Raw genomic sequence first — 23,524 nt, 5'->3', positions numbered from 1 at the left:
TGCGCGCGGGGCCAGCGTAGAATCGCGCCACGACCGCAGGGGGAGTGCTCGATGATCGCCATTGCCATTGCCTGGTTCCTGCTCGGCCTGCTGCTGCTGGCGCTGGGCGGGGACTCCATCGTCAAGGCCGTGTCCGGCTTGGCGCAACGCTTCGGGGCCAGTCCGTTCACGGCTGGTCTGTTGCTGCTCGGCGTGACCACTTCGCTGCCGGAACTGGCGGTCAACGCGCGCGCGCTGGCGGTCGGTCAGCCGGAGCTGGCGCTGGGCAACGCGGTGGGCAGCAGCATCGTCAACCTGGGCCTGACCCTGGCCGTGGCGGCCATGGCTGCGCCACTGCTGCTGCGCGCGCGCCTGCAGACGGTGCTGTGGTGGTCGCTGCTGGCGGCCGGCGTGCTGCTGATCCTGTTCGGTCTTGATGGTGGCCTGGCACGCTGGGAGGGCGGCGTGCTGCTGGCCGGCTTCATCGTGGTGCAGGTGCTGCTGCTGCGCCGCGGTCGCGTCGAGAGCGCGGAGGTGCAGGCGGCCATCGCCGAATCCGCACTGAGCCGCACCAGCCTGCCGTTGAATGTACTGCGGGTGCTGATCGCCGCGCTGGCCCTGTACTGGGGCGCACGCCTGGTGGTGGGGGCCGCAGCGGACTTCGGTACTGCACTGGGTTGGACGCCGCTACTGGTCGGTCTGCTGCCGGTCGCGATCGGTACCGCGCTGCCGGAGGTGGCAACCGCGATTGCTGCCGCACGCCGTGGTCATGGCGACATGGTGCTGGGCCACGTGCTGGGTTCCAGCGTGGTCAACCTGTTGCTGGTGATTGGTGCGATGGCCGTACTGCAGCCGCTGGCCCTGCCGGCCTCGTTCGTGCGCCTGGAATTGCCGGCGCTGCTGGCCTTCGCACTGGTGCTGTACCCCATGCTGCGCGGCGACCTGAAGATCAGCCGCGGCGAAGGCGCGATCCTGCTGGTCGCGTTCGCGGGCTGGTTCGTGCTGGAGCTGCTGCTGGTGGGTGCCCCGGCGTTGTAGATCCACGCCACGCGTGGATGCGGTTGGTTCCGTGCCGACCAAGGTCGGCACCTACCGGTCACCTCGCCGATGATGCGGTAGCTGCCAACCTCGGTTGGCACTCGGGGAAACAGAGCGCCGACCAAGGTCGGCCTCTACCGGGCATTGTGGTCGGTAGATCCACGCCACGCGTGGATGCGGTTGGCTCCGTGCCGACCAAGGTCGGCACCCACCGGTCCACCCACCGATGATGCGGTAGCTGCCAACCTCGGTTGGCACTCGGGGAAACAGAGCGCCGACCAAGGTCGGCCTCTACCCGGCATTGTGGTCGGTAGATCCACGCCATGCGTGTATGCGGTTGGCTCCGTACCGACCAACGGTCGGCACCCACCGGTCAACCCACCGATGATGCGGTAGCTGCCAACCTTGGTTGGCACTCAGGGAAACAAAGCGCCGACCAAGGTCGGCCGCTACCGGATTCACCGGTTCTGCGTGGTTTCTTCTTCCCGCACCGGTTCCGGCGGCGGCAGCTGCTCTTCGGCGGCCGGTTCGTTGCCGGGCAGGCTGGGGCGGGTTTCCATCAGCAGCGACAGCGCGGCCTTGGCCATCATGTGCGCGCTGATCGGTGCGGTGATGAACAGGAACACGGTGATCAGCAGCTCGCGCGGCTGCGGGTCCTGGCCGAGAAAGATGTGGTAGCACACCGAGCACACCAGCACGCAGCCCACGCCCAGCGTGCTGGCCTTGGTCGGTGCGTGCAGCCGCTTGAAGAACGTGGACAGCTTCACCAGGCCCAATGCACCGACCAGGATGAAGAAGCAGCCGAACAGCAGCAGGATCGACAGGCCGATCTGGATCGCGGTGATCATTCGACGATGTCCCGGCGCAGCACGAACTTGCTCAGCACCACGGTGCTGCCGAAGCCGAGCATGGCGATGATCAGCGCCGCCTCGAAGTAGATCGGCGAGTTGAGGTACATGCCGAACAGCATCAGCTCGGCAATCGCGGTCACCGACAGCGTGTCCAGCGCGAGGATGCGGTCGGGCACGGTCGGCCCGCGCAGCAGGCGCCAGGTGGCCAGCAGCATGGCCAGGCCGACCACGTGCATGCACACCACCAGGGTGGTCTGGATGACTTCAAAACCGGTCATGGGAAGATCTCCATCAACGGCGCCTCGTAACGGCGCTTGATCGTATCGATCAGGTCCTGCGGGTCCTCCAGGTGCAGCACGTGCACCAGCAGGAACTTGCGGTCGTCACTGAGCGCGGCCGAGACCGTGCCCGGGGTCAGCGTGATCATGCTGGTCAGCGCGGCGATGCCGTGGATGTTGGCGATGTCCAGCGGCAGCCAGATGAAGCCCGGATGGATGTTCTTCTCCGGGCCCAGCACCTGCACGGCAACGCGGATGTTGGACATCAGGATGTCCCACAGGGTCACGCACAGCAGCTTGGGCAGCGGGCGCAGGGTACCGATGCGGGCGAACTCGCGGTCCAGGCGCGCGGCGAACAGCGGCACCACCACGCCCAGCACCAGCCCCAGCACGAACTGGCCGAGGGTGAAGCTGTCGGACATCAGCAGCCAGAACGCCACCACCATGATGCTGAGCATCGGCGAGGGAATGACGCGACGGAACAGGGAGCGCTGGGCGGTCATGGCTGGCGGATCTCCGGCGTGGTCGCGCGCAACTGCTGCACGTACTCGCTGGGTTGCAGCAGCTGTGCGGCGGTGGCGTCGGTGTAGCGCATCAGCGGTGCAGCGGCCAGGGTCATGCCGATGCCGTAGGCCAGCAGGATGCAGGCCGCGTACAGCTCGACCCGGCGCAGGCGTGCCTTGCGCGGCTTCGGTGCATCGGCCTCTACCGGCGGCACGCGCCAGAACAGGCGGATGCCGCCTCGGGTCAGGCCCATGATCACCAGCAGGCTGCTGACCAGCACGGCGGTCCAGACCGGGCCGGTGTACTGCGCCGGCATGCCGGCCAGCAGTGCGGCCTTGGCCAGGAAGCCGGACAGCGGCGGCAGGCCGGCCACGGACACCGCGCCGATCAGGAACAGCACCGCCGGCGTTTCCTTGCCCGGCATCGGCGCGACCACTTCCTTGCGGTCGCTGGCGCCACCGCGGCGGCGGCGGATCAGGTCGGCAATCAGGAACAGTGCGGCGGCGACGAAGCTGCTGTGCGGCAGGTAGTACAGGCCGGCGGACAGCACCTGCGGCGTGCCTACCGAGAAGGCGATGAACAGCGTGGCCGCCGAGACGATTACCAGATACGAGATCAGCACGCGCAGGCGGGTCGCGGCCAGCGCACCGAGGCCGCCCAGCACCAGCGTTGCCACGCCGGCCCACAGCAGCCAGTCGCGGCCATAGCCGGCCATCGCACCGGCATCGTCGCCGAACCACAGCATCTGGATGCGCAGCACCGAGTACAGGCCGACCTTGGTCATGATCGCGAACAGGGCGGCCACGGCGGCCGGTGCGCGCGAATAGGCTTCCGGAAGCCACAGGTACAGCGGCATCAGCGCAGCCTTGGCGCAGAACACCAGCAGCAACAGGCCCATCGTGGCCTTTACCAGGGTCAGCTGCGCCGGCGGAACCTCGGCAATACGCTGCGACAGCTCGGCCATGTTCAGCGAGCCCAGCGAGGCGTACAGCAGGCCCAGTGCGATCAGGAACAGGGTCGAGGCGGTGACGTTGAACACCACGTAGTGCAGGCCGATGCGCATGCGCAGGCCGCGGCCGCCACTGAGCAGCAGGCCGTAGGAGGCGATCAGCATCACCTCGAAGAACACGAACAGGTTGAAGATGTCGCCGGTCAGGAACGCGCCATTCAGGCCGACCAGCTGGAACTGGAACAGTGCATGGAAGTGCGGTGCGCGCCGGTCCCAGCCCGAGCAGGCATGCAGCAGGCAGGGAATGGCCAGCAGCAGGGTGGTCAGCAGCATCCACGCCGACAGCCGGTCGGCCACCAGCGCGATGCCCAGGCGCGACGGCCAGTCGCCGAGCAGGTAGACGTTGATCTCACCAGTGGCGGTGGCGGCAAACAGCAGGCCCACCGCCAGCGCCAGCGCCGACAGCGCAGTCCAGGCCACCGCGCGCTGCACCTTCGGGCCATAGCGGCGGTGTTCGACGAACAGCGACAGTGCAGCACCCAGCAGCGGAATCAGGATGGGCAGGATCACCAGGTGGTTCATGCGCGGTCCTCGCCCTGGCGCGGCAGCACGCTCTCATCCTGCAGGTCGTCATCCGGCTCGTGGGCGTCCACATGGTCGCTGTGGTTGTCGCTGCGGCTGCGCATGGCCAGCACGATGCTGACCGCGGTCATCGCGAAGGCGATCACGATCGCTGTCAGCACCAGCGCCTGTGGCAGCGGATCGGTGTAGTTGCCCAGGTGACTGTCCACGCCTTCCTGCAGCACCGGTGCCTTGCCCAGCACCACGCGGCCACCGGCGAAGATCAGCAGGTTGGTGGCGTAGGACAGGAAGGTCATGCCGAGGATCACATCGAAGCTGCGCGCACGCAGCAGCAGGTAGATGCCGATCGCGGTCAGTACGCCGATCGCGGTAGCCAGGGCCAGTTCCATCAGTGCATCTCCCCGGTGCGTGCCGAACGGCGTTGCAGGTCGATCTCACCCTTGCGGGCAGTGCGGGTACGCGACGGCTTGATCGTGCCCATCATCGACAGCATCAGCATGGCGCCACCGAACACCACCAGATAGACGCCGATGTCGAAGCCGATCGCACTCGCCAGCGGCACGTCGCCGATCAGCGGCAGGTGCAGGTCGAGGTGGCCGCTGGTCAGGAACGGCACGCCGAACAGCATCGACGCGGCGCCGCTGAGGATGGCGATCAGCAGGCCGATGCCGATGCAGCGGATGTAGTCGAAGCCGAAGCGTGACTCCACCGAGGCGGTACCCTGGATCACGTACTGGATCAGCAGCGGCACCGCCAGCACCAGGCCGGCGATGAAGCCGCCGCCCGGCGCGTTGTGGCCGCGCAGGAACAGGAAGATGGAGACCGTCAGGGTCAGCGGGAACATGATCTGGGCCAGATCGGCCGGCACCGGCAGCTTGATCGGCGGACCAGGCATGATCTGCTCCGGCGCCATCCGCGTGCGACGCAGCAGTGCATGCACGACCAGTGCGGCAATGCCGAACACGGTGATCTCGCCGAAGGTATCGAAGCCGCGGAAGTCGACCAGGATCACGTTGACCACGTTCTGGCCGTATGCCTCCGGCAGGGCGCGGGCAACCAGCTCGCCGGCCATGGTGTTCGGCGGCAGGGTCATCGCGCTGTAGGCCAGCGCGCCCAGGCCGGCACCGGCCACGATCGCGATCAGCGCATCACGGCGCTTGCGCCACCGCGGCCGCTCCGGGCCGGACTGTGCCGGCAGGTAGTTCATGCCCAGCAGCATCAGCACCAGGGTCACCATTTCCACCAGCAGCTGGGTCAGCGCCAGGTCCGGTGCGGACAGGAACACGAAGGTCAGCGCCACCATCAGGCCGACGCCGCCGACCAGCAGCACGGCCAGCAGGCGCTGCTTGTACATGCGCAGGGTCGCCACCGCGCAGGACATCATCACCAGCCACAACGCCCAGCCCAGCAGCGGTATCGGCTGCGGTCTGGTCCATTCCGGCGAGGCCGGGTTGGCGATGTAGGGCGCGGCGGCGGCCACGATCGCCACCAGCACCAGGCCCAGCAGCATGCGCTGCAGGCTGCCGTTGGCGATGCCGGCGGTCAACCGCTGCGCACCGGCCGACAGCAGGTCCAGCTGGTGGTGGAAGACGTTGCGTCCCGGCGTGGTGTTGGTTACCGCATGCAGATCGATCAGCCTGCGCAGGCCGAAGTAGAGGAGCACGCCACCGACCACGCCAGCAGCGCTCATCGCCAGCGGCAAGTTGAAGCCATGCCAGATCGACAGGTTGTACTCGGGCATCGCGCTGCCGAGGATCGAGGCCGCTGCCGCGTGCAGTACCGGGGCCACGGTCACGGCGGGAGCGATACCCACCGCCACGCAGATCACCACCAGGATCTCCACCGGTACCTTCATCCAGCGCGGCGGCTCGTGCGGCACGCGGTCCAGGTCATGCGGGCCGTTGCCGAAGAACGTGTCATGCACGAAGCGCAGGCTGTAGGCCACGCCGAACACGCCGGCCAGCAGCGCGGCGATCGACACCGCCGTGCGCATGGTGTCGGTGCCACCGGCCGACAGCGCTTCGGCAAACAGCATTTCCTTGGACAGGAAGCCGTTGAGCAGCGGGATGCCGGCCATCGCCAGCGAGGCGATGATCGCCAGCGCGCTGGTGAACGGCATCAGCCTGCGTAGGCCACCCAGCTTGCGCATGTCGCGGGTGCCGGTCTCATGGTCGATGATGCCGGCGGCCATGAACAGCGAGGCCTTGAAGGTGGCGTGGTTGATGATGTGGAACACGCCGGCCACCACCGCCATCGGCGTGGACAGGCCGAACAGCAGGGTGATCAGGCCCAGGTGCGAGATCGTCGAATAGGCCAGCAGGCCCTTCAGGTCATGCTGGAAGATCGCGTTCCAGGCACCAATCAGCAGGGTGATCGCACCGATGCCGCTGACCGTGTAGAAGAACAGATCGCTGCCGGCCAATGCCGGATGCAGGCGCGCCAGCAGGAACACACCGGCCTTCACCATGGTGGCCGAGTGCAGGTAGGCAGACACCGGGGTAGGCGCGGCCATCGCATGCGGCAGCCAGAAGTGGAACGGGAACTGCGCACTCTTGGTGAAGATGCCGGCCAGCACCAGGAACAGCGCGTACGGGTACAGCGCGCTGGCGCGGATCTGTTCGCCTGCGGCCAGCACCACGTCCAGGTCGAAACTGCCGACGATGCGGCCGATCAGCAGCACGCCGCCGAGCAGGGCCAGGCCGCCGCCGCCAGTGATCACCAGCGCCATGCGCGCGCCCTCGCGGGCGTCCTGGCGGTGCGACCAGAAGCCGATCAGCAGGAACGAGCTGATGCTGGTCATTTCCCAGAAAATCATCAGCAACAGCAGGTTGCCCGACACCACCATGCCCAGCATGGCGCCCATGAACAGCAGCAGGTAGATGTAGAAGCGGTGTGCGTTGTCCTGGCTGCTCAGGTAGTAGCGCGCATACAGCACCACCAGTGCGCCGATGCCCAGCACCAACCCGGCGAACATCCAGGCCAGCCCATCCAGGCGCAGGGTGAAATCCAGGCCGATCTGCGGCAGCCAGGGGACCATCGTCCGCACCACCTGGCCGTCGAGCACCGATGGGGTCAGCCAGGCGAGGATGGCCAGCCCGCCCAACGGCGCCAGCGCCGCCAGCCAGGCAGCAGTCGAGCGCGAACTACGGGGGAAGGCCGCAACAGCCACTGCCATCAGGAACGGCAGGGCCAGCAGCAGGGGCAGGCTGGGGAGCATGCAGGGAATCCATGATTCACGAGCAGGTCAGGGAGGATAACAGGCTGCGAAATGTTGCCGAAACCTATCGAACAGCGATCAATTGCATGTAACGTTCGCTGATTCATTTTTTCTGCGGCGCAACATCACGTTCCTGCAGTCGCTCCCGGGTTGCCCTCGGGGATCACCCTACGCCCACGCAGGGAGACCGCAGGCCCTGTCGCACAGGGGCTGCCGTCGACGGGCGGGAGGTGGGGGGCGGGTCACCGGCGCAGGCTGGCAGGGCCGCCGTAGACTACGGGTGACGGAATCTGCCCGTTCAGGAAACAACAGCCCTTGCCGGTCGTGGTCGGGTCAGTAACGCCAGTCGAGCTTCCGATAGGCCTTGGCCATCACCCAGGCCGGGCCGATCAGCAGGTAGGTCAGGTCGGTCAGGAAGCTGGGCTTGCGGCCCTCGAACTTGTGGCCGATGAATTGTGCGATCCAGGCCACCACGAACACGCCCACCGCCAGCCAGAACAGGTTGTGCAGGCCGATTTCCGCCTCCAGCAGCCGGCACAGGCAGCCGAACACGAAGAACTGGATGAGCATGCCGATGCCCAGCGAGCGCGACAGCTTGTTGTAGAAACACCAGGCGCTGAACATCGCGAACGCCGACCAGATGCCGTACTGGAACCAGGTGATCAGCGGCGGCACGCACCACAACAGGGCCACCACCGACCACAGGATCGCCGGCACCGCCACCACGTGGATGCGCTGGTTGATGACATTGCGGTGGTCGTCGGAATAGCTGGCGAAATAGCGGTCGATCGGCCGCGCAAGCTCGGTGGATGTCTGCATGCTGCGTTGCTTCCTCGGACAACGGTAGTGCCGGCCGCTGGCCGGCAATCCAGAGCATAGCCGAGTTCGCGAGGTTGACGGCCAGCGGCCGGCAGTACCCCAGGCAACCGGCAGTAGAGCCAGGCCATGCCTGGCTGCAGGTTCGCGAGGTTGTAGGCCAGCGGCAAGCACTACCCCCAGGCAACCGTCAGTAGAGCCAGGCCATGCCTGGCTGCAGGTTCGCGAAGTTGTAAGCCAGCGGCCGGCACTACCCCCAGGCAACCGTCAGTAGAGCCAGGCCATGCCTGGCTGCAGGTTCGCGAAGTTGTAGCCCGGCGGTGGCACTACCCCCAGGCAACCGTCAGTAGAGCCAGGCCATGCCTGGCTGCAGGTTCGCGAGGTTCTGGAAGCCGGCGGTAGCGGTACCCCAGGCAGTAAGCAGTAGAGCCAGGCCATGCCTGGCTGCAGGTTCGCGAGGTTGCCGGCCAGCGGCCGGCACCACCCCAGGCAACCGGCAGTAGAGCCAGGCCATGCCTGGCTGCAGGTTCGCGAGGTTGCCGGCCAGCGGCCGGCAGTACCGCATTCAGAACGCCCCCAGCCAGACCGGCGGGGGGCGCAGGGCATCAGTCGACGCTGATCCCGGCCAGGCGCTGCAGCGCCTCGGCGTACTTGGCGCGGGTGCGCTCGATGATCTCGGCCGGGATGGTCGGGCCCGGGGCGGTCTTGCCCCAGTCCAGCGTCTCCAGGTAATCGCGCACGAACTGCTTGTCGTAGCTCGGCGGGCTGGTGCCCACTTCGTACTCGTCGGCCGGCCAGTAACGCGAGGAATCCGGCGTCAGCATCTCGTCCATGATGTACAGGCGGCCATCGGCGTCGGTACCGAACTCGAACTTGGTATCGGCCAGGATGATGCCGCGCTCGCGGGCGTATTCGGCGGCGAACTTGTAGATGCGCAGGGTGGCATCGCGCACGCGCTCGGCCAGCTCGGCACCGACCTGCTTCACCATCGCATCGAAATCGATGTTCTCGTCATGGTCGCCCACGGCGGCCTTGGTCGAGGGGGTGAAGATCGGCTCGGGCAGCTGCTCGGCCTGGCGCAGGCCGTCGGGCAGGTCGATGCCGCTGACCTTGCCGGTGCGCTGGTAGTCCTTCCAGCCGCTGCCGATCAGGTAGCCGCGGGCGATCGCTTCCACCGGCACCGGCTTCAGCTTGCGGGTGACCACCGCGCGCTTGGCGTACAGGGCCGGGTCCACGCCTTCGGGCAGCACGCTGGCCACGTCGATGCCGGTCAGGTGGTTGGGCATCAGGTGCGCGGTCTTGGCGAACCAGAAGTTGGAGACCTGGCAGAGCATCTCGCCCTTGCCCGGAATCGGGTCGGGCAGGACCACGTCGAACGCCGACAGGCGATCGGTGGCCACCATCAGCAGGTAGTCGCCCGGCGGGGTCCCTGCTGGCAGCCGCTCGCGCGGGATATCGAACACATCACGCACCTTGCCGCGATGGCGCAAGGGCAGGCCGGGGAGATCGGATTGCAACAGCGTGGTTGGCACGGGCACTCCTGGGGCGTTGTCGATACGGCTGCTGCCCAACGGACCCGGCGGGCCCGCTGACCAGCGGGCGGCCTAGTGTAAAGCCGTCCGGGCCCGCTGTGACGTAAAATGAGCGTCCATTTCGTCGGTCGACCCCGGAGCGCCATGCGCTGGTACGGAAAACTGCTCGGATTCATCGCCGGCGCCCTGCTGTTCCGGCCCAATCCGTTGTTTGGCGCGGTGGTCGGCCTGTTGATCGGCCATGCCTTCGATTCGGACTGGTTCCGCCTGAACAAGGAGAACCCGTACCGGGAGCTGGGGCTGACCTCCGAGGCCACCGATGCCGAGGTCGAGCGCGCCTACCGCAGGCTGATCTCGCAGTACCACCCCGACAAGCTCGGCGGCGCGGCCCCCGAGCTGCAGCAGCAGGCCGAGCAGAAGTCGCGGCGGATCAATGCCGCCTACGACCGCATCAAGACCCTGCGCAAGCGCTGACCCTCTTTCCTACCGTTGCAAGGCCCGGCCATGTCCAACTGCCTCATCGCCCCCTCCATCCTGTCCGCCAACTTCGCCCGCCTCGGCGAGGAAGTCGACAACGTCCTCGCCGCCGGCGCGGACTGGGTCCACTTCGACGTGATGGACAACCACTACGTGCCGAACCTGACCATCGGCCCGATGGTCTGCCAGGCGCTGCGCAAGCACGGCGTGACCGCGCCGATCGACGTGCACCTGATGGTCGAGCCCGTGGACCGCATCATCCCGGACTTCGCCGAAGCCGGTGCCACCTACATCAGCTTCCACCCGGAAGCGAGCCGCCACGTGCACCGCACCATCCAGCTGATCCGCTCGCTGGGCTGCAAGCCGGGCATCGTGCTCAATCCGGCCACCCCGGTGGACATCCTCGACTGGGTACTGGACGATCTGGAGCTGGTGCTGCTGATGTCGGTCAACCCGGGCTTTGGCGGCCAGGCCTTCATTCCCTCGGCGCTGCACAAGCTGCGCGTGGTGCGCAAGATGATCGATGCCAGCGGCAAGGACATCCGCCTGGAGATCGACGGCGGCGTGAAGGCCGACAACATCGGCGAGATCGCCGCTGCCGGTGCCGACACCTTCGTTGCCGGTTCGGCCATCTTCAACGCCAAGACCAGCTACCAGGACGTGATCGCGCAGATGCGCGCGAATGTCGCTGCGGCACGCTGACAAAAAAGGGACGGAGGGGATTAAGCTCGCCTGATTCCCTCCGTCTCCCTTTTCCGCCCATGGCTCTGTTGAACATCCGTCCGGCCACTGTGGCCGATGCCGGCCTGATCCTGCATTTCATCCGCGAACTGGCCATCTACGAGAAGGCCGAGCATTCGGTGCAGACCGATGAGATCGGCATCGCCGAGAGCCTGTTTGGCGCCGATGCCACGGCGCGCGCGCTGATCTGCGAAGCCGACGGCGAGCCCATTGGTTACGCCGTGTATTTCTACAACTACTCCACCTGGTTGGGCCGCAAGGGCATCTACCTGGAAGACCTGTATGTCAGCCAGGAAAAGCGCGGCGCAGGCGCCGGCAAGGCGCTGCTGAAGTACATCGCACGCCAGGCCGTGGCCGAGGGTTGCGGTCGTTTCGAATGGTCGGTGCTGGACTGGAATACCCCGGCCATCGAGTTCTACACCGCCGCTGGCGCCACGCCGCAGGACGAGTGGACCGTGTACCGGCTGCAGGGCCAGGCATTGCACGATTTCGCCAACGGTTGAGGCGAAGTGCATCCACGCATGGCGTGGATCTACCCACCTGGTGTGCGCGAACCGCAGCCTGGTGGGTGCGAACCGCAACCCGGTGGGTGCGAACCTTGGTTCGCACTCCCTACGCACCAAAAAAAAGCCACGCCAATCACTGGCGTGGCCTCGCTGCATGCGTGGGAGGCTGATCCTGCCTCCATCCGTCGTCCCTGCTATGGCCTTCCATTCTCCAGCAGCTGAATGACACCTGCGTGACATTCACTGCGGACAAACGGCGCATTGCTAGCCTGTGCCACCCCCGTCCTGGAAGCACCGCATGACCACCCCGCGCTGGCGCCTGATCCTCAACGGAAAATCCGCAGGCAATGACGAGCTGCGCGACGCGGTCGGTCATTGGCGTGGGCAGGGCGTGCAGCTGGAAGTGCGGGTGACCTGGGAAGACGGTGACGCCGAACGCTACGTGGCCGAGGCGATCGATCATGGCGTGGACGTGATCGTGGCCGCCGGTGGCGACGGCACGCTCAACGCGGTGGCCGAGACACTGGCGCATCGTGAGGAGCCGGCAGATGCGTTGCCCTCGCTGGCGCTGATCCCGATGGGCACCGCCAACGACTTCGCGACTGCGGCCGGCATCCCGACCGAGCCGAAGGCGGCCTTGGCCTTGATCGGGCAGGCCACGCCGCATGCCATCGATCTGCTGCGCGTGGACGCCGATGGCACGCAATGGTGGTGCGCCAACCTCGCCAGCGGTGGCTTCGGCACGCAGGTGACGGTGGAGACCGATGCCGGCCTGAAGAAGATGCTGGGCGGGCTGGCCTACGTGATCACCGGCATTGCCAAGCTGGGGCGGATCGAGCCGATCCATGCGCGCCTGTCGGGCCCGGATTTCGCGTGGGAAGGCGACTTCATCGCGCTCGGCATCGGCAATGGCCGCCAGGCCGGTGGTGGCCAGCAATTGTGCCCGCAGGCGCTGATCGATGATGGGCAGCTGGACGTGACGGTGCTTCCGGAGCTGGAAGGTGAAGTCACCGCCACGCTCGGCCAGATGCTGAAGTCGGGCACCCAGGCCGCACTGGAACAGCTGGCAACGCGCGCGCGCCTGCCGTGGCTGCAGGTGGATTCCGAGCGCCCGTTGACGCTCAACCTGGACGGCGAACCGGTACAGGCGCGCCAGTTCCGCATCGCGTGCGTGCCGGGCAGGGTGCGGATGCACCTGCCCGTGGGCTGTGCCCTGTTGTCCGAGCCGCGCTGAGCCGGACCGGAAGTCCTACAACGGGGGGATGTCCTGCTCCTTCGCCGGGAAGCCGAATGCTTCGCGCTTCTCGCGGATGTACTGCGGCAGCGGCGGCCGCGCAATGCCGTGATCGATCAGCCACTGCTGGCACTTCTTCTGCCAGGGCAGCAGGTCCGGTGTGGTGATTTCCCAGTAGATGGCTTCGACCATGGCCATCCGATCGGGCGCGCCTGGTTGCGCCGATGACGGCGATGCAATCGTGGGGTCCGCACCATGCTCAAGCAGCCAGTAAGCCTGCTCGAAGCCGCCACGGCCGGTGTACCAGCTGAGAACGGTATCGGCCTGGCCGATGTTGGATTCGTTGACGTGCGCGCCTCGCTCCACCAGCAGCTGGATGTTCTTCCACAGGTTGCCGGAAATGAAAGCCTGGAACAGCAGCGTTTCGGTATTGGAGGTGCGCGTGTCCGGGTCGCCGCCATGGTCCAGCAGCAGGGCCAGGTAGCGCGGATCGTCCATCTTCGCGGCATAGACCATGGCGTTGTTGTGGCGGAACGTCTCGCCGTCCAGCGTTTCAATACGCCGTGCATTCGGGTCGGCGCCGTTGTCGAGCATCGCGCGCAGGCCTTCCAGGTTCTGTGCGCGCAACGGCCACGCGATGAGCGGAATGCCATCCTGCTTCGAGAACTCCTTGTCGGGGTTCACGCCTTCGGTCTTGATCAGGCGCGTGATCGTCGCTGCATCACCCTGTTCGGCGGCGATGGCCAGTTCAAGTGCCTTGCCCTCGAAATAGCGCTCCGCGCCATGTGAAGACGTGCGCGCGCAGGCGCTCAGCAGCATCAGCAGCATCAGCGCCAGGCAGGAAAATGGCGTAAAGGAACTGTGAGGGTGACGGTGCATGTGATCCCTTGACATGGACGCGTTCGGGGGATGATAGCGTTGGCCGTGGTCATTCCAGCAGGTCCTGGATGACCGTGTCTTCACTGATGAGCAATGGAGTCTGCCATGAGCGGTCACGATCCCGAGCAGCAGGAACGCCTGTTGCAGGCCCGCGCCAAGAGCGTCCAGGCGCAGCAGCACCTGGTCGAGCAACTGCAGGGAGGTGGACATGCCACCGAGGCGGCGCGCTTGCGCGAGACCTATCACGCCCGCGAGCTGGGTTCGCTTGCTGATGATGTGTATGCCTCGGCAAAGGGCAAAGGTGAGCCGCCGGTCGGGTGGACGCGAGCCAGTGCCGTGACCGACCCGGACACGCTCAAAGCGGCGGGCATCAGCCTGGGAGCGGCCGACCTGAAGAAGCTGATGCGGCCGAACGATTCGGGCTTCCGCGCAGAGATCTACATTCCGGACAAAAGGGTGTTCGGTGATGACGCCAAGCCGGTGCTGGTGTTCAAGGGATCAACGGGCGAAATCATCGATCCCCGGGCGAAAGGCGGGCGGCGTGAATCCGGAGGCGAGGATTTCCTCAACAATGGACGCCAGGGCGTAGGCATGCAGAGCGACTACTACGATCGGGCCATGGCACTGGCGAGTCGCTTGAAGACCTCTGGTACCCAGTTTGAACTCGCCGGTCATTCGCTTGGTGGCGGCATGGCCTCTGCCGCTTCGGCGGTTACCGGTGTACGTGCGACCACCTTCAATTCGGCGGGGCTGCATCCGGCCACCGCCGATCGCTACGCGAAATCCCACGGATTGCCGGTGTTCAACACGCGCGACACGGTGCACACCTACCAGACGTCGGGTGAAGTGCTCAACGATGTGCAGAACGGATTGAAGCGGCTCAACGAGCATCACCGGCAGGGCTTTGGCCTGTTGGCCAGTGAGACCAGCCAGCTGCTGCGTCAGCCCGGCGTGCAGCAGATGGTTACCCGCAAGCTGCAGGAGATGATGCCGGCGGGTGCGCAGACGGCCACGGCCCAGCTGGTTGACCAGCTGGCGTCGAAATCCGGGGCAGAGGCATTGCGCAATGTTCCGGTGGCCGCGGGCAGGATGGAACTGTTGCTGGACGCCAAGACCGAAGTGAACGGAAAGGTGGTGGACCGCCGCCATCGAGAAGCGCCAAGCCAGCTTGCCGAATACGGTGGCCCGCTGGCCGAGGTGCTGATCGCAGGTGCGCGCGGCATGCGTGCCGGACGGGTTGCCGGTGAACATGTCGAGCAGGTCGGCGCGCTGGCGGGCCGGGGCATGAGCTTGTCCGGCGTGGCCGTCGAGCGTGCGTCGACCCTGCAGGGAAATGCGATCGGCACCGTGGTCGACTACGGTGGCAAGAGCATGCGGGTGGGCATCGAAGGCGGTGCGACGGTCATTGCCAAGGGTCGCGAGCTGCAGGGTCTGGTCGAATCGGTCAGCCACCGCGTGCAGGCCAAGGGCAGTTACGGCTGGAACATCGGGGCCAGCGTGCTGGGTGCGCTCGGTGCCGACGACATGGCCAGACAGATGCGTGAGCACGGTGACGCGGCGCGCAATCAACACGAAACCAAGGCCAGTGAAGCCACCCGTGAAGCGGCGGCGGATGCCGGCCGCATCCGTGCCGGCGGCCATCATCTGGGCGGCCAGCTGCAGCAGGGCGTGCATGGCGTGGCCAATGGGCTGCGCAACGGCTATGCCGTGTACGGCGCGACTTTCCACATGGGCATGAACTGGAGCAGCCATCAGATCACCGGGCTGACCTCGCAGGCGCCGGCCGTGCTGGCCGGCACCGTCGGGCTGGGCGCGATGGCCAACAAGGGCATTGCCACGCACCTGCCCACGCCGGCACTGCCGCAGAACCTGGTCAACCTGGCCAAGACGTCGTGGGTGATCGGGCGCGGCAGTGCGACCATGGGGGAGTCGGTGGACCGGCATGGCATGAGCGAGACGATGAACCCCAGTCTCGACGCGGCAATCGCGAGCCAGGAGGCGGCCGCGCGCAAGCTGCTTGGACGGCCGCATGCGCAGCTGCAGGAGGGGGGCGCGAAGATACCCGCGCTGAACGATCCGGGGCACATCGATTTCCATCTGTTCAAGGGCGCGCAGACCGGTGTGCACGGCCTCGATGTGGCACATGGCCGCATCCCGAACCTGCAGAGCGATCAGCTGGCCGGGGCGTTGGCTGCGCAGGCCAAGCGCGAAGGGTTGCAGGCCATCTCCCATGTGCTGCTCAGTGACGACCGCACGCGGGCATTCGCGATCGACACCCCGGATCTGCAGGCGGCCCACCGCCGACATGCGCATGTGGACGTGGCGGCCGGCATGGCCCAGCCGCTGGCCGTGAGCACGGCGCAGGTTGACGCCCTGAACACCGGTCGCGAACAGGCGACGGCAGCCGGACTGGCACAGCAACAGGGGCTGGAGGCCCAGGACAACGCCCGGCGGATGGGCTAATGGCCGAATGAACCGCGACGCCGCGACGGGGTTCCCCTCCCGCCCCGGCTGCGATACAGTCAAGGGGTGTCCAGCCTGACGACCCCGCATACCCTTTCTTCCGCACGCCGTTGGTGGCGATGGTGGCCCGTTGCCGTCGTCCGCCCCCATAACGCTGTGTCCCGGAAGGAAAGTCGTCTTGAACTCGCACGCTCAGTTTCTGCAGCAGGCCGCTGAAGGCCACACCCATATTCCCGTCGTCCGTGAAGTGCTGTCCGACCTGGACACGCCGCTTTCGGTCTATCTGAAGCTCGCCGACGGCCCCAATACCTACTTGTTTGAATCCGTCGAAGGCGGCGAGCGCTTTGGTCGTTACTCGATCATCGGCCTGCCGGCGCGCCGCGTGTATGCCTTCCATGGCCACACGCTGACCGTGCGCGAAGATGGCCAGGTGGTGGACACCCGCGAGGTGGCCGACCCGTTCGCCGAAGTCGAGGCGCTGCGCAGCGCCCACTCGGTGCCCAAGCTGGAAGGCCTGCCGGGCTTCACCGGTGGCCTGGTTGGCTGGTTCGGCTTCGAGTGCATCGGCTACATCGAGCCGCGCCTGGCCCCGCCGGCTGGCCGCGATGAGCTGGGTACGCCGGACATCCTGCTGCTGGATTCCAACGAGCTGGCGGTGTTCGACAACCTCAAGGGCCGGCTGTACCTGATCGTGCATGCCGACCCGCGTGTCGAGGGTGCGTTCGAGCAGGCCCAGGCGCGCCTGGATGCACTGACCGCCAAGCTGCGCGCGCCGGGTGCTGGTTATCCCGCACCGCTCAACAGCGATGTGCTGGACGAGTCCGATTTCGTCTCCGGTTTCACCCGCGAAGGCTTCGTCGATGCGGTCCAGCGCAGCAAGGAATACATCCGTGCCGGCGACATCTTCCAGGTGGTGCTGAGCCAGCGCCTGAGCGTGCCGTTCAAGGCGCGCCCGGTGGATGTGTACCGTGCGCTGCGTGCACTGAACCCGTCGCCCTACATGTATTTCCTCGATGTCGGCGACCTGCAGGTGGTAGGTTCCTCGCCGGAAATCCTGGTGCGTCTGCAGGATGGCGAAGTGACGGTGCGCCCGATCGCTGGCACCCGGCCGCGCGGTGCCACTGTCGAACAGGACCTGGCGCTGGAAGCCGAGTTGCTGGCCGATCCGAAGGAGCGCGCCGAGCACCTGATGCTGATCGACCTCGGCCGTAACGATGCCGGTCGCGTGTCCAAGGCCGGCACCGTGGAAGTGGGCGAGCAGTTCGTGATCGAGCGCTACAGCCACGTCATGCACATCGTCAGCGAAGTGACCGGGCAGCTGCAGCCGGGCCTGAACTATGCCGACGTGCTGCGTGCCACCTTCCCGGCCGGCACGGTCAGCGGTGCGCCGAAGATCCGCGCGCTGGAAGTGATCCGCGAGCTGGAACCGATCAAGCGCAATGTCTACGCCGGCAGCATCGGCTACATCGGCTGGCATGGCGATGCCGATACCGCGATCGCGATCCGCACCGCGGTGATCAAGGACGGCCGCCTGTATGTGCAGGCCGGCGCCGGCATCGTCTACGACTCGGACCCGGACAAGGAATGGGACGAGACGATGAACAAGGGCCGCGCGCTGTTCCGCGCCGTCGCCCAGGCCGCCAAGGGCCTGTAAGCCTGCCTCGCCACGGCCGCTGCGCCGTGGTCGTTCCGCCGTTCCCGTTCAAGACAAGGAGTACCGCATGAAGCTGCTGAGCGCATTGCTGTGGTCGTCACTGCTGGCCACGATGGCCCCGTCTGCGTGGGCGCAGGCCAACACCATTCCCTCGCAGCCGCACCTGCTGGTGAAGGGCGAGGCGCGCCGCGAGGTGATGCCCGACCGGTTCGGCCTGCAGTTGAATATCGAAGAGACCGACATGGATGCCGACGCCGCGCGCCGCCGCGTGCAGGACAACGTCGCGCGCGTGCTGGCGCTGTTCAAGCAGCACAAGGCGGTGGAGGGCAGCGTGCGTGCGGACAATCTGCGGATCGGCCCGGCCACGCGCTATGAGCAGAACCGGCAGGTCTTCGTCGGCACCCGCGTGTCGCGCCAGCTGCGTGCCAGCTTCGCCAGCGTGAAGGCGATGCAGGACGTGCTGGGTGCACTGAAGGCCAACGAGAACCTGCAGGTCAGCAGCGTGGCCCCGACCTACTCGGGCGAAGTGGCGCTGCGGCGCGAACTCAAGGGTGAGGCCGCCGCGTCGACGCGCCAATCCGCGCAGGGCCTTGCCAATGCCTACGGCACGAAGCTGCGCGGGCTGTACAGCATCTCTGATGTGGCGCCGAACTTCGCCTATGGCGTGCAGGCGGGCAATTGGCCCAGAAGCGACGACATGGTGACACCGCCATCGCCGCCGTCACCTGCGGCGCAGATGGACATGATCGAGACCACCGGCTCACGCCTGCGCGAATCCATCGAAGCCGGCCCCATCACCTACACCGAAAACGTATACGCCATTTTCCTGATAAGCGACGGAACCTGACCATGTTGTGGATGATCGACAACTACGACAGCTTCACCTACAACCTCGTGCAGTACCTGCAGACGCTGGGCGCCGAGGTGAAGGTGGTGCGCAACGATGCGATGAGCGTGGACGAGATCGCCGCGCAGAAGCCTGAGCGCATCGTCATTTCGCCCGGCCCGTGCACGCCCAACGAAGCGGGCGTGTCGCTGGAACTCATCCAGCGCCTGGGCCCGACCACGCCGATCCTCGGCGTGTGCCTGGGCCACCAGGGCATCGGCCAGGTCTACGGCGGTACGGTCATCCGCGCCGGCAACATCATGCATGGCAAGACCTCGCCGATCCGCCATGAAGGCAAGGGCGTGTTCGCCGGCCTGCCGGACCGTTACCAGGCCACCCGCTACCACTCGCTGGTGGTGGACAAGAACAGCCTGCCCGAGGTGCTGGAAGTGACCGCCTGGACCGAGAACGACGACGGCTCGATCGAAGAGATCATGGGCCTGCGCCACCGCCAGTTCCCGGTGGAGGGCGTTCAGTTCCATCCCGAATCCATCCTCACCGAACATGGCCACGCCCTGCTGCGCAATTTCCTGCAGCGTCCGGCGGCCTGATCCAAGGAGCATTCCCATGAGCTTCTCCCCCCAGGAAGCCCTGCAACGCACCATCGAACACCGCGAAATCTTCTTCGACGAAATGGTCGACCTGATGCGGCAGATCATGCGCGGCGATGTCTCGCCGATGATGACTGCCGCCATCCTCACTGGCCTGCGCGTGAAGAAGGAAACCATCGACGAGATCGCCGCTGCGGCCACGGTCATGCGTGAATTCGCGCTGGCGGTGCCGGTGGCCGATACCACCCACCTGGTCGACATCGTCGGCACCGGCGGCGATGGCTCGCACACCTTCAACATCTCCACCTGCGCGATGTTCGTCGCGGCCGCGGCCGGTGCGCGCGTGGCCAAGCATGGCAACCGCAGCGTGTCGTCCAAGTCCGGCAGCGCCGATGCAGTCGAAGCACTGGGTGCGGCCATCGAGCTGCAGCCGGCGCAGGTGGCCGCGGCCATCGAACAGACCGGCATCGGTTTCATGTTCGCGCCGATCCATCACCCGTCGATGAAGGTGGTCGCGCCGGTCCGCCGCGAGATGGGCGTGCGTACCATCTTCAACATCCTTGGCCCGCTGACCAACCCGGCCAGCGCACCGTCGGTGCTGATGGGCGTGTTTCACCCGGATTTAGTGGGTATCCAGGCACGCGTGCTGCGCGAGCTGGGCACCGAGCGCGCCATGGTGGTCTGGGGCCGCGACAACATGGACGAGATCTCGCTGGGCGCCGGTACCCTGGTGGGCGAGCTGCGCGACGGCAAGGTACGCGAGTACGAGATCCACCCGGAAGACTTCGGCATCGCGATGTCGGCCAGCCGCAACCTGCGCGTGGATGGCCCGGAGCAGTCCATTGCCATGCTGCGCGCCGTGCTGGACAACCAGCCCGGTCCGGCGCTGGACATCGTGGCCCTGAACGCCGGCGCCGCGCTGTACGTGGCCGGCGTGGCCAGCGACATCGGCGACGGCCTGGCCCGTGCCCGTGCCGCCATCGCCAACGGCAGCGCCCGCCAGCGCCTGCAGCAGTATGTAGAGACCACCCGCGCGCTGGTTGCCTGAGCGCGCGGTTCAGCCTGACCCTCTTGATGGCCGATAATGGCCGTCCTCACCGCCCCCGCACCGAATCGAAGACGATGAGCGACATCCTGCAGACGATCCTGGCCCGCAAGGCCGAAGAAGTGGCCCAGCGCCGTGCCCAGCGTCCCCTCGAGGACCTGCAGGCCGCCGTGGCCAGCGCCCCGCCGGTACGTGGCTTCGTGCGCGCGCTGCAGGCGGCAGTGGCCAACGGCGATCCGGCGGTGATCGCCGAGGTGAAGAAGGCCAGCCCGTCCAAGGGTGTGATCCGCCCGGATTTCCGCCCGGCCGACATCGCCGTCAGCTATGAGTTCGGCGGCGCCAGCTGCCTGTCGGTGCTGACCGATGTGGACTTCTTCCAGGGTGCCGATGCCTACCTGCAGCAGGCCCGTGAGGCCTGCACGCTGCCGGTGCTGCGCAAGGACTTCGTGATCGACGCCTACCAGGTGTACGAGGCGCGCGTGCTGGGTGCCGACTGCATCCTGCTGATCGTCGCTGCGCTGGACGACACGCAGTTGGCCACGCTGTCCGAACTGGCGATTTCGCTGGGCATGGACGTACTGGTGGAAGTGCACGACATCGACGAGCTGGAGCGTGCGCTGCAGGTACCGGCACCGATGATCGGCATCAACAACCGCAACCTGCGCACCTTCGAGGTGTCGCTGCAGACCACGCTGGACATGCAGCAGGCGGTGCCGCGCGATCGCCTGCTGGTCACCGAGAGCGGCATCCTCGGTCCGCAGGACGTGGCGCTGATGCGCGATGCCGGCATCCACTCGTTCCTGGTGGGCGAAGCCTTCATGCGCGTGGAAGAGCCGGGCGAGGGCCTGCGTCAGCTATTCTTCGCGGCATGAAAACGCACTATCCGACGCCGCGCGACGATGCGCCGCTGGTGGTCTTCGATTTCGACCACACCCTCTACGACGGCGATTCGGGTACTCACCTGTTCGCTTCGCTGATCAAGCGCAACCCGCTGCGCATGCTGGCGGCGCTGCTGGTCACGCCGATCGCCGGGCCGATGGTGGCGCTGCTGCCGACCCGCCGTACCGGCATTTCGGTCTATGTGTGGATCGGCAGCTTCGGCCTGCACCGTGCGCGCGATTTCAACAAGGTGATCGACGCCTATGTGCTGCGCAACGAGGCGCAGATGCGCGCCAAGCTGCTGCCACAGGCGCTGGAGGTGTTCGCAGCGCACCGGGCCAAGGGTGACCGCGTGGTGGTTGCCACGGGCGCGCCACCAGAGCTGGCACGCGCGATCCTGGCCTTCGTCGCCCACCAGGACGTACCGGTGATCGGCACCGAGGTCGGCCCACGGCTGGGTGGCGTCGGCCCGACCCGCCACTGCCACAACGAAGAGAAGATGCGCATGCTGCGCGAGCGCGGCTACGGCGACATCGATATCGCCTACTCCGACAGCACCGCCGACCTGCCGTTGCTGCTGGCCGCCAAGGCGCCGGTGGTGGTGAACCCGAAGCCGGGCAGGGTGGACTTCTTCCGCCGCGTGCTGCCGGCCGGCACCCGCATCCTCAACTGGGGCTGCGTGGACCGCGGCGGCGACAAGGCGTAACGCGCGGAATCCGCCGGGGATGGGATGACGGAGTGCCGGGCTGCGACCCGGTAGTGCCGGCCGCTGGCCGGCAACTTCATGATTGCGGAAGGGCTTGCGGGGTGCCAGCGGCCGGCACTACCGAATCCCGTGCAGCTAGCGCCGGGCCATGCCCGGCGAGCGCTCAGCGCGCCAGATACCCGGTCAGCGCATGCCCGATCTGGAACAGGCTGATGCCCAGCACCAGCACGCCCACGGCCACCAGCACCCAGCGCTCCTTCAGGCGCTTCACCAGCAGTGCGGCCACCGGCGCGGCCATCATGCCGCCGATCAGCAGGCCGGCCACGATCTGCAGGTGATGCAGCCCCATCGACAGCAGGAACGTTGCTGAAACTGTCAGGGTGACCACAAACTCGGCCGCGTTCACCGTGCCGATGGTGGTGCGTGCCTGGCCGCCGCGGGCCAGCAGGGTGGAGGTGGCCACCGGCCCCCAGCCGCCCCCGCCGCTGGCATCCAGGAAGCCGGCCACGAAGCCCAGCACGGGCACCCGCTTGACCTCGCCCTTGGGCATCAGGCGGCCGGCGGCACGTACCAGGATGATGATGGCCAGCACCAGCAGGTACAGGTAGATGAGCGGGCGGATCACCTCGCCGGGCAGCTGGGTCAGGCCGTAGGCACCCACGGCGCCGCCTACGGCGCCGGGCAGCGCCAGGCGCAGGAACAGGCGCTTATCGACATTGCCGGCGACCAGATGCGACACGCCGGAGGCGCCAGTAGTGAACACCTCGGCGGTGTGGATGGCTGCACTGGCCTGCGCGGGCGGAATGCCCATGGCCAGCATCACCGACGACGACACCAGGCCGAACGCCATGCCCAGCGCGCCGTCCACCAGCTGGGCGCCCAGGCCGATGAGGATGAACCACCAGAATGCGCTGCTCAGTTCCATGTACCGAGCCTAGCGCGTGAAAGAGTGCGGACCAAGGTCCGCACCCACCGGGTGCTCAACGGTCAACGGGTGCCGTACAGCACCACGGTCTTGCCGCGGGCATGCAGCAGGCCGTCGGTCTGCAGCTTCTTCAGCACACGGCCGGCCATTTCACGCGAGCAGCCGACCAGGCGTGCCAGCTCCTGGCGCGAGACGCGCAGCTGGCTGCCCTGCGGATGGCTCATCGCCTCCGGCTCCTGCGCCAGGTCGTGCAGGGTGCGCACGATCCGGTCGGTAACGTCCAGGAATGCCAGGCGGCTGGCCTTGCGGCTGGTGTCGAGCAGGCGCTTGGAGATCTGCTGGCCCAGCGCGTAGAGCAGGCGCGGGGCATCGGCCGACAGCGGGCCGAGGAACAGCTGGTGCAGGCGCTCGTAGCTGATTTCGGCCAGCTCGCAGGCGGTACGGGTCCTCAGGATCACCTCGCGGCGGTCCGATTCAACGAACAGGCCCATCTCGCCGACGAACTCGCCGGCACCGAAGTAGCCCAGCACCAGCTCGCGATCGTCATCTTCCTCGGCCATGATCGAAACCGAGCCGCTGATGACGTAATACAGGGTTCCCGCCGGGTCACCGGGTCGGAAGACGTCGGTACGGGTGGGGTATCGCCGCCTGTGGCTGTGCGCCAGGAAACGATCGATTGTGGCGATATCCAGGGCCAGTGGACTGCTAGCTAGGCGCACGGTTGACACGATAGGAGCGCTCCCTCTGCGCATGAACGGATTCACGGGGTCGATAGCGGAGCTTAACCAGCGCAATTGTTAAGGGCAAACAGTGTGCCAGATGTGAGCGCTCT

At 66.7% G+C, this 23,524-nt stretch carries 23 protein-coding genes; 12 read left to right on the top strand and 11 right to left on the bottom strand.

Annotation, left to right across the window (positions count from 1 at the left end; all coding sequences use genetic code 11):
- Positions 1-51 precede the first annotated feature (51 nt).
- Positions 52-1,017: a sodium:calcium antiporter gene (locus ACZK45_RS20205; RefSeq protein WP_132810918.1), complete on the top strand. Its 966-nt coding sequence runs from the start codon at positions 52-54 to the stop codon at positions 1,015-1,017.
- 458 nt (positions 1,018-1,475) lie between these two features.
- On the opposite strand, the gene ACZK45_RS20200 is transcribed toward ACZK45_RS20205, so the two are convergent.
- The 8 genes from ACZK45_RS20200 to ACZK45_RS20165 all read right to left on the bottom strand — a co-directional run bounded on the left by ACZK45_RS20200 (position 1,476) and on the right by ACZK45_RS20165 (position 9,746).
- On the bottom strand, positions 1,476-1,865 hold the full coding sequence (locus ACZK45_RS20200; RefSeq protein ID WP_049401677.1) for a Na+/H+ antiporter subunit G: 390 nt from the start codon (positions 1,863-1,865) through the stop codon (positions 1,476-1,478).
- Entirely contained in the window at positions 1,862-2,146 is a 285-nt protein-coding gene (locus tag ACZK45_RS20195; protein ID WP_005411334.1) for a K+/H+ antiporter subunit F, read from the bottom strand. Before ACZK45_RS20195 ends, ACZK45_RS20200 begins: the two co-directional genes overlap by 4 nt.
- A complete protein-coding gene (locus ACZK45_RS20190) occupies positions 2,143-2,649 on the bottom strand; it encodes a Na+/H+ antiporter subunit E (RefSeq protein WP_049401676.1) in 507 nt (168 codons plus the stop codon). The genes ACZK45_RS20195 and ACZK45_RS20190 overlap by 4 nt, the downstream gene beginning before the upstream one ends.
- Positions 2,646-4,181, bottom strand: a complete 1,536-nt coding sequence (locus tag ACZK45_RS20185; RefSeq protein WP_346486280.1) for a monovalent cation/H+ antiporter subunit D — start codon at positions 4,179-4,181, stop codon at positions 2,646-2,648. Before ACZK45_RS20185 ends, ACZK45_RS20190 begins: the two co-directional genes overlap by 4 nt.
- Positions 4,178-4,570, bottom strand: a complete 393-nt coding sequence (locus tag ACZK45_RS20180) for a Na+/H+ antiporter subunit C (protein WP_180845044.1) — start codon at positions 4,568-4,570, stop codon at positions 4,178-4,180. The genes ACZK45_RS20185 and ACZK45_RS20180 overlap by 4 nt, the downstream gene beginning before the upstream one ends.
- Positions 4,570-7,398, bottom strand: coding sequence for a monovalent cation/H+ antiporter subunit A (locus ACZK45_RS20175; protein ID WP_478445145.1), 2,829 nt, complete (start codon positions 7,396-7,398; stop codon positions 4,570-4,572). Before ACZK45_RS20175 ends, ACZK45_RS20180 begins: the two co-directional genes overlap by 1 nt.
- A gap of 333 nt (positions 7,399-7,731) precedes the next feature.
- Positions 7,732-8,217 (bottom strand): Mpo1 family 2-hydroxy fatty acid dioxygenase, encoded by a 486-nt coding sequence (locus tag ACZK45_RS20170; protein ID WP_478445144.1) that lies wholly within the window; start codon positions 8,215-8,217, stop codon positions 7,732-7,734.
- Positions 8,218-8,819: 602 nt separating this feature from the next.
- On the bottom strand, positions 8,820-9,746 hold the full coding sequence (locus ACZK45_RS20165; protein WP_478445143.1) for a phosphoribosylaminoimidazolesuccinocarboxamide synthase: 927 nt from the start codon (positions 9,744-9,746) through the stop codon (positions 8,820-8,822).
- 144 nt (positions 9,747-9,890) lie between these two features.
- Here ACZK45_RS20165 and ACZK45_RS20160 point away from each other — a divergent pair, with 144 nt between their 5' ends.
- The 4 genes from ACZK45_RS20160 (at position 9,891) to yegS (ending at position 12,704) form a co-directional block, all read left to right on the top strand.
- Positions 9,891-10,220, top strand: a complete 330-nt coding sequence (locus tag ACZK45_RS20160; protein ID WP_014038745.1) for a J domain-containing protein — start codon at positions 9,891-9,893, stop codon at positions 10,218-10,220.
- A 30-nt stretch (positions 10,221-10,250) separates the two neighbouring features.
- Positions 10,251-10,925: a ribulose-phosphate 3-epimerase gene (rpe, locus tag ACZK45_RS20155; RefSeq protein WP_478445142.1), complete on the top strand. Its 675-nt coding sequence runs from the start codon at positions 10,251-10,253 to the stop codon at positions 10,923-10,925.
- 59 nt (positions 10,926-10,984) lie between these two features.
- Positions 10,985-11,467: a GNAT family N-acetyltransferase gene (locus ACZK45_RS20150; RefSeq protein ID WP_032127161.1), complete on the top strand. Its 483-nt coding sequence runs from the start codon at positions 10,985-10,987 to the stop codon at positions 11,465-11,467.
- A gap of 301 nt (positions 11,468-11,768) precedes the next feature.
- A complete protein-coding gene (gene yegS / locus ACZK45_RS20145; protein ID WP_478445141.1) occupies positions 11,769-12,704 on the top strand; it encodes a lipid kinase YegS in 936 nt (311 codons plus the stop codon).
- Between the two features lie 15 nt (positions 12,705-12,719).
- Here yegS and ACZK45_RS20140 read toward each other — a convergent pair whose 3' ends face one another.
- Positions 12,720-13,583, bottom strand: coding sequence for an ankyrin repeat domain-containing protein (locus ACZK45_RS20140; protein ID WP_230080636.1), 864 nt, complete (start codon positions 13,581-13,583; stop codon positions 12,720-12,722).
- A 105-nt stretch (positions 13,584-13,688) separates the two neighbouring features.
- On the opposite strand from ACZK45_RS20140, the gene ACZK45_RS20135 reads away from it, so the two are divergent.
- The 7 genes from ACZK45_RS20135 to ACZK45_RS20105 all read left to right on the top strand — a co-directional run bounded on the left by ACZK45_RS20135 (position 13,689) and on the right by ACZK45_RS20105 (position 21,767).
- Complete coding sequence (locus ACZK45_RS20135; RefSeq protein ID WP_478445140.1) at positions 13,689-16,046, top strand: Tle-like phospholipase domain-containing protein; 2,358 nt, start codon at positions 13,689-13,691, stop codon at positions 16,044-16,046.
- Between the two features lie 178 nt (positions 16,047-16,224).
- Positions 16,225-17,700, top strand: a complete 1,476-nt coding sequence (gene trpE, locus ACZK45_RS20130) for an anthranilate synthase component I (RefSeq protein ID WP_478445139.1) — start codon at positions 16,225-16,227, stop codon at positions 17,698-17,700.
- Between the two features lie 67 nt (positions 17,701-17,767).
- Positions 17,768-18,547: an SIMPL domain-containing protein gene (locus tag ACZK45_RS20125; protein WP_049461246.1), complete on the top strand. Its 780-nt coding sequence runs from the start codon at positions 17,768-17,770 to the stop codon at positions 18,545-18,547.
- A gap of 2 nt (positions 18,548-18,549) precedes the next feature.
- The gene (locus ACZK45_RS20120) at positions 18,550-19,137 is read left to right on the top strand and encodes an anthranilate synthase component II (RefSeq protein WP_125895885.1); all 588 of its coding nucleotides are present in this window, start codon (positions 18,550-18,552) and stop codon (positions 19,135-19,137) included.
- Between the two features lie 16 nt (positions 19,138-19,153).
- On the top strand, positions 19,154-20,185 hold the full coding sequence (gene trpD / locus ACZK45_RS20115; RefSeq protein WP_049401667.1) for an anthranilate phosphoribosyltransferase: 1,032 nt from the start codon (positions 19,154-19,156) through the stop codon (positions 20,183-20,185).
- 74 nt (positions 20,186-20,259) lie between these two features.
- Positions 20,260-21,054 (top strand): indole-3-glycerol phosphate synthase TrpC, encoded by a 795-nt coding sequence (trpC, locus tag ACZK45_RS20110; protein WP_478445138.1) that lies wholly within the window; start codon positions 20,260-20,262, stop codon positions 21,052-21,054.
- Positions 21,051-21,767: a haloacid dehalogenase-like hydrolase gene (locus ACZK45_RS20105; RefSeq protein ID WP_032127168.1), complete on the top strand. Its 717-nt coding sequence runs from the start codon at positions 21,051-21,053 to the stop codon at positions 21,765-21,767. Before trpC ends, ACZK45_RS20105 begins: the two co-directional genes overlap by 4 nt.
- A 163-nt stretch (positions 21,768-21,930) precedes the next feature.
- Here the strand turns inward: ACZK45_RS20105 and ACZK45_RS20100 are convergent, their stop codons facing one another.
- Together ACZK45_RS20100 and crp are read right to left on the bottom strand one after the other, a co-directional pair.
- Positions 21,931-22,692, bottom strand: coding sequence for a sulfite exporter TauE/SafE family protein (locus tag ACZK45_RS20100; RefSeq protein ID WP_253144349.1), 762 nt, complete (start codon positions 22,690-22,692; stop codon positions 21,931-21,933).
- Positions 22,693-22,754: 62 nt separating this feature from the next.
- Positions 22,755-23,444 carry a cAMP-activated global transcriptional regulator CRP gene (gene crp, locus ACZK45_RS20095; RefSeq protein WP_010482649.1) on the bottom strand — a complete coding sequence of 230 codons (690 nt, stop codon included), beginning with the start codon at positions 23,442-23,444 and terminating at the stop codon, positions 22,755-22,757.
- Between the last annotated feature and the right edge of the window lie 80 nt (positions 23,445-23,524).

It is taken from the genome of Stenotrophomonas sp. 63632_Sma (assembly GCF_056482875.1).
Note: the sequence above shows the minus strand (reverse complement) of the source record. Positions and strands in the feature narration are given on the sequence as shown.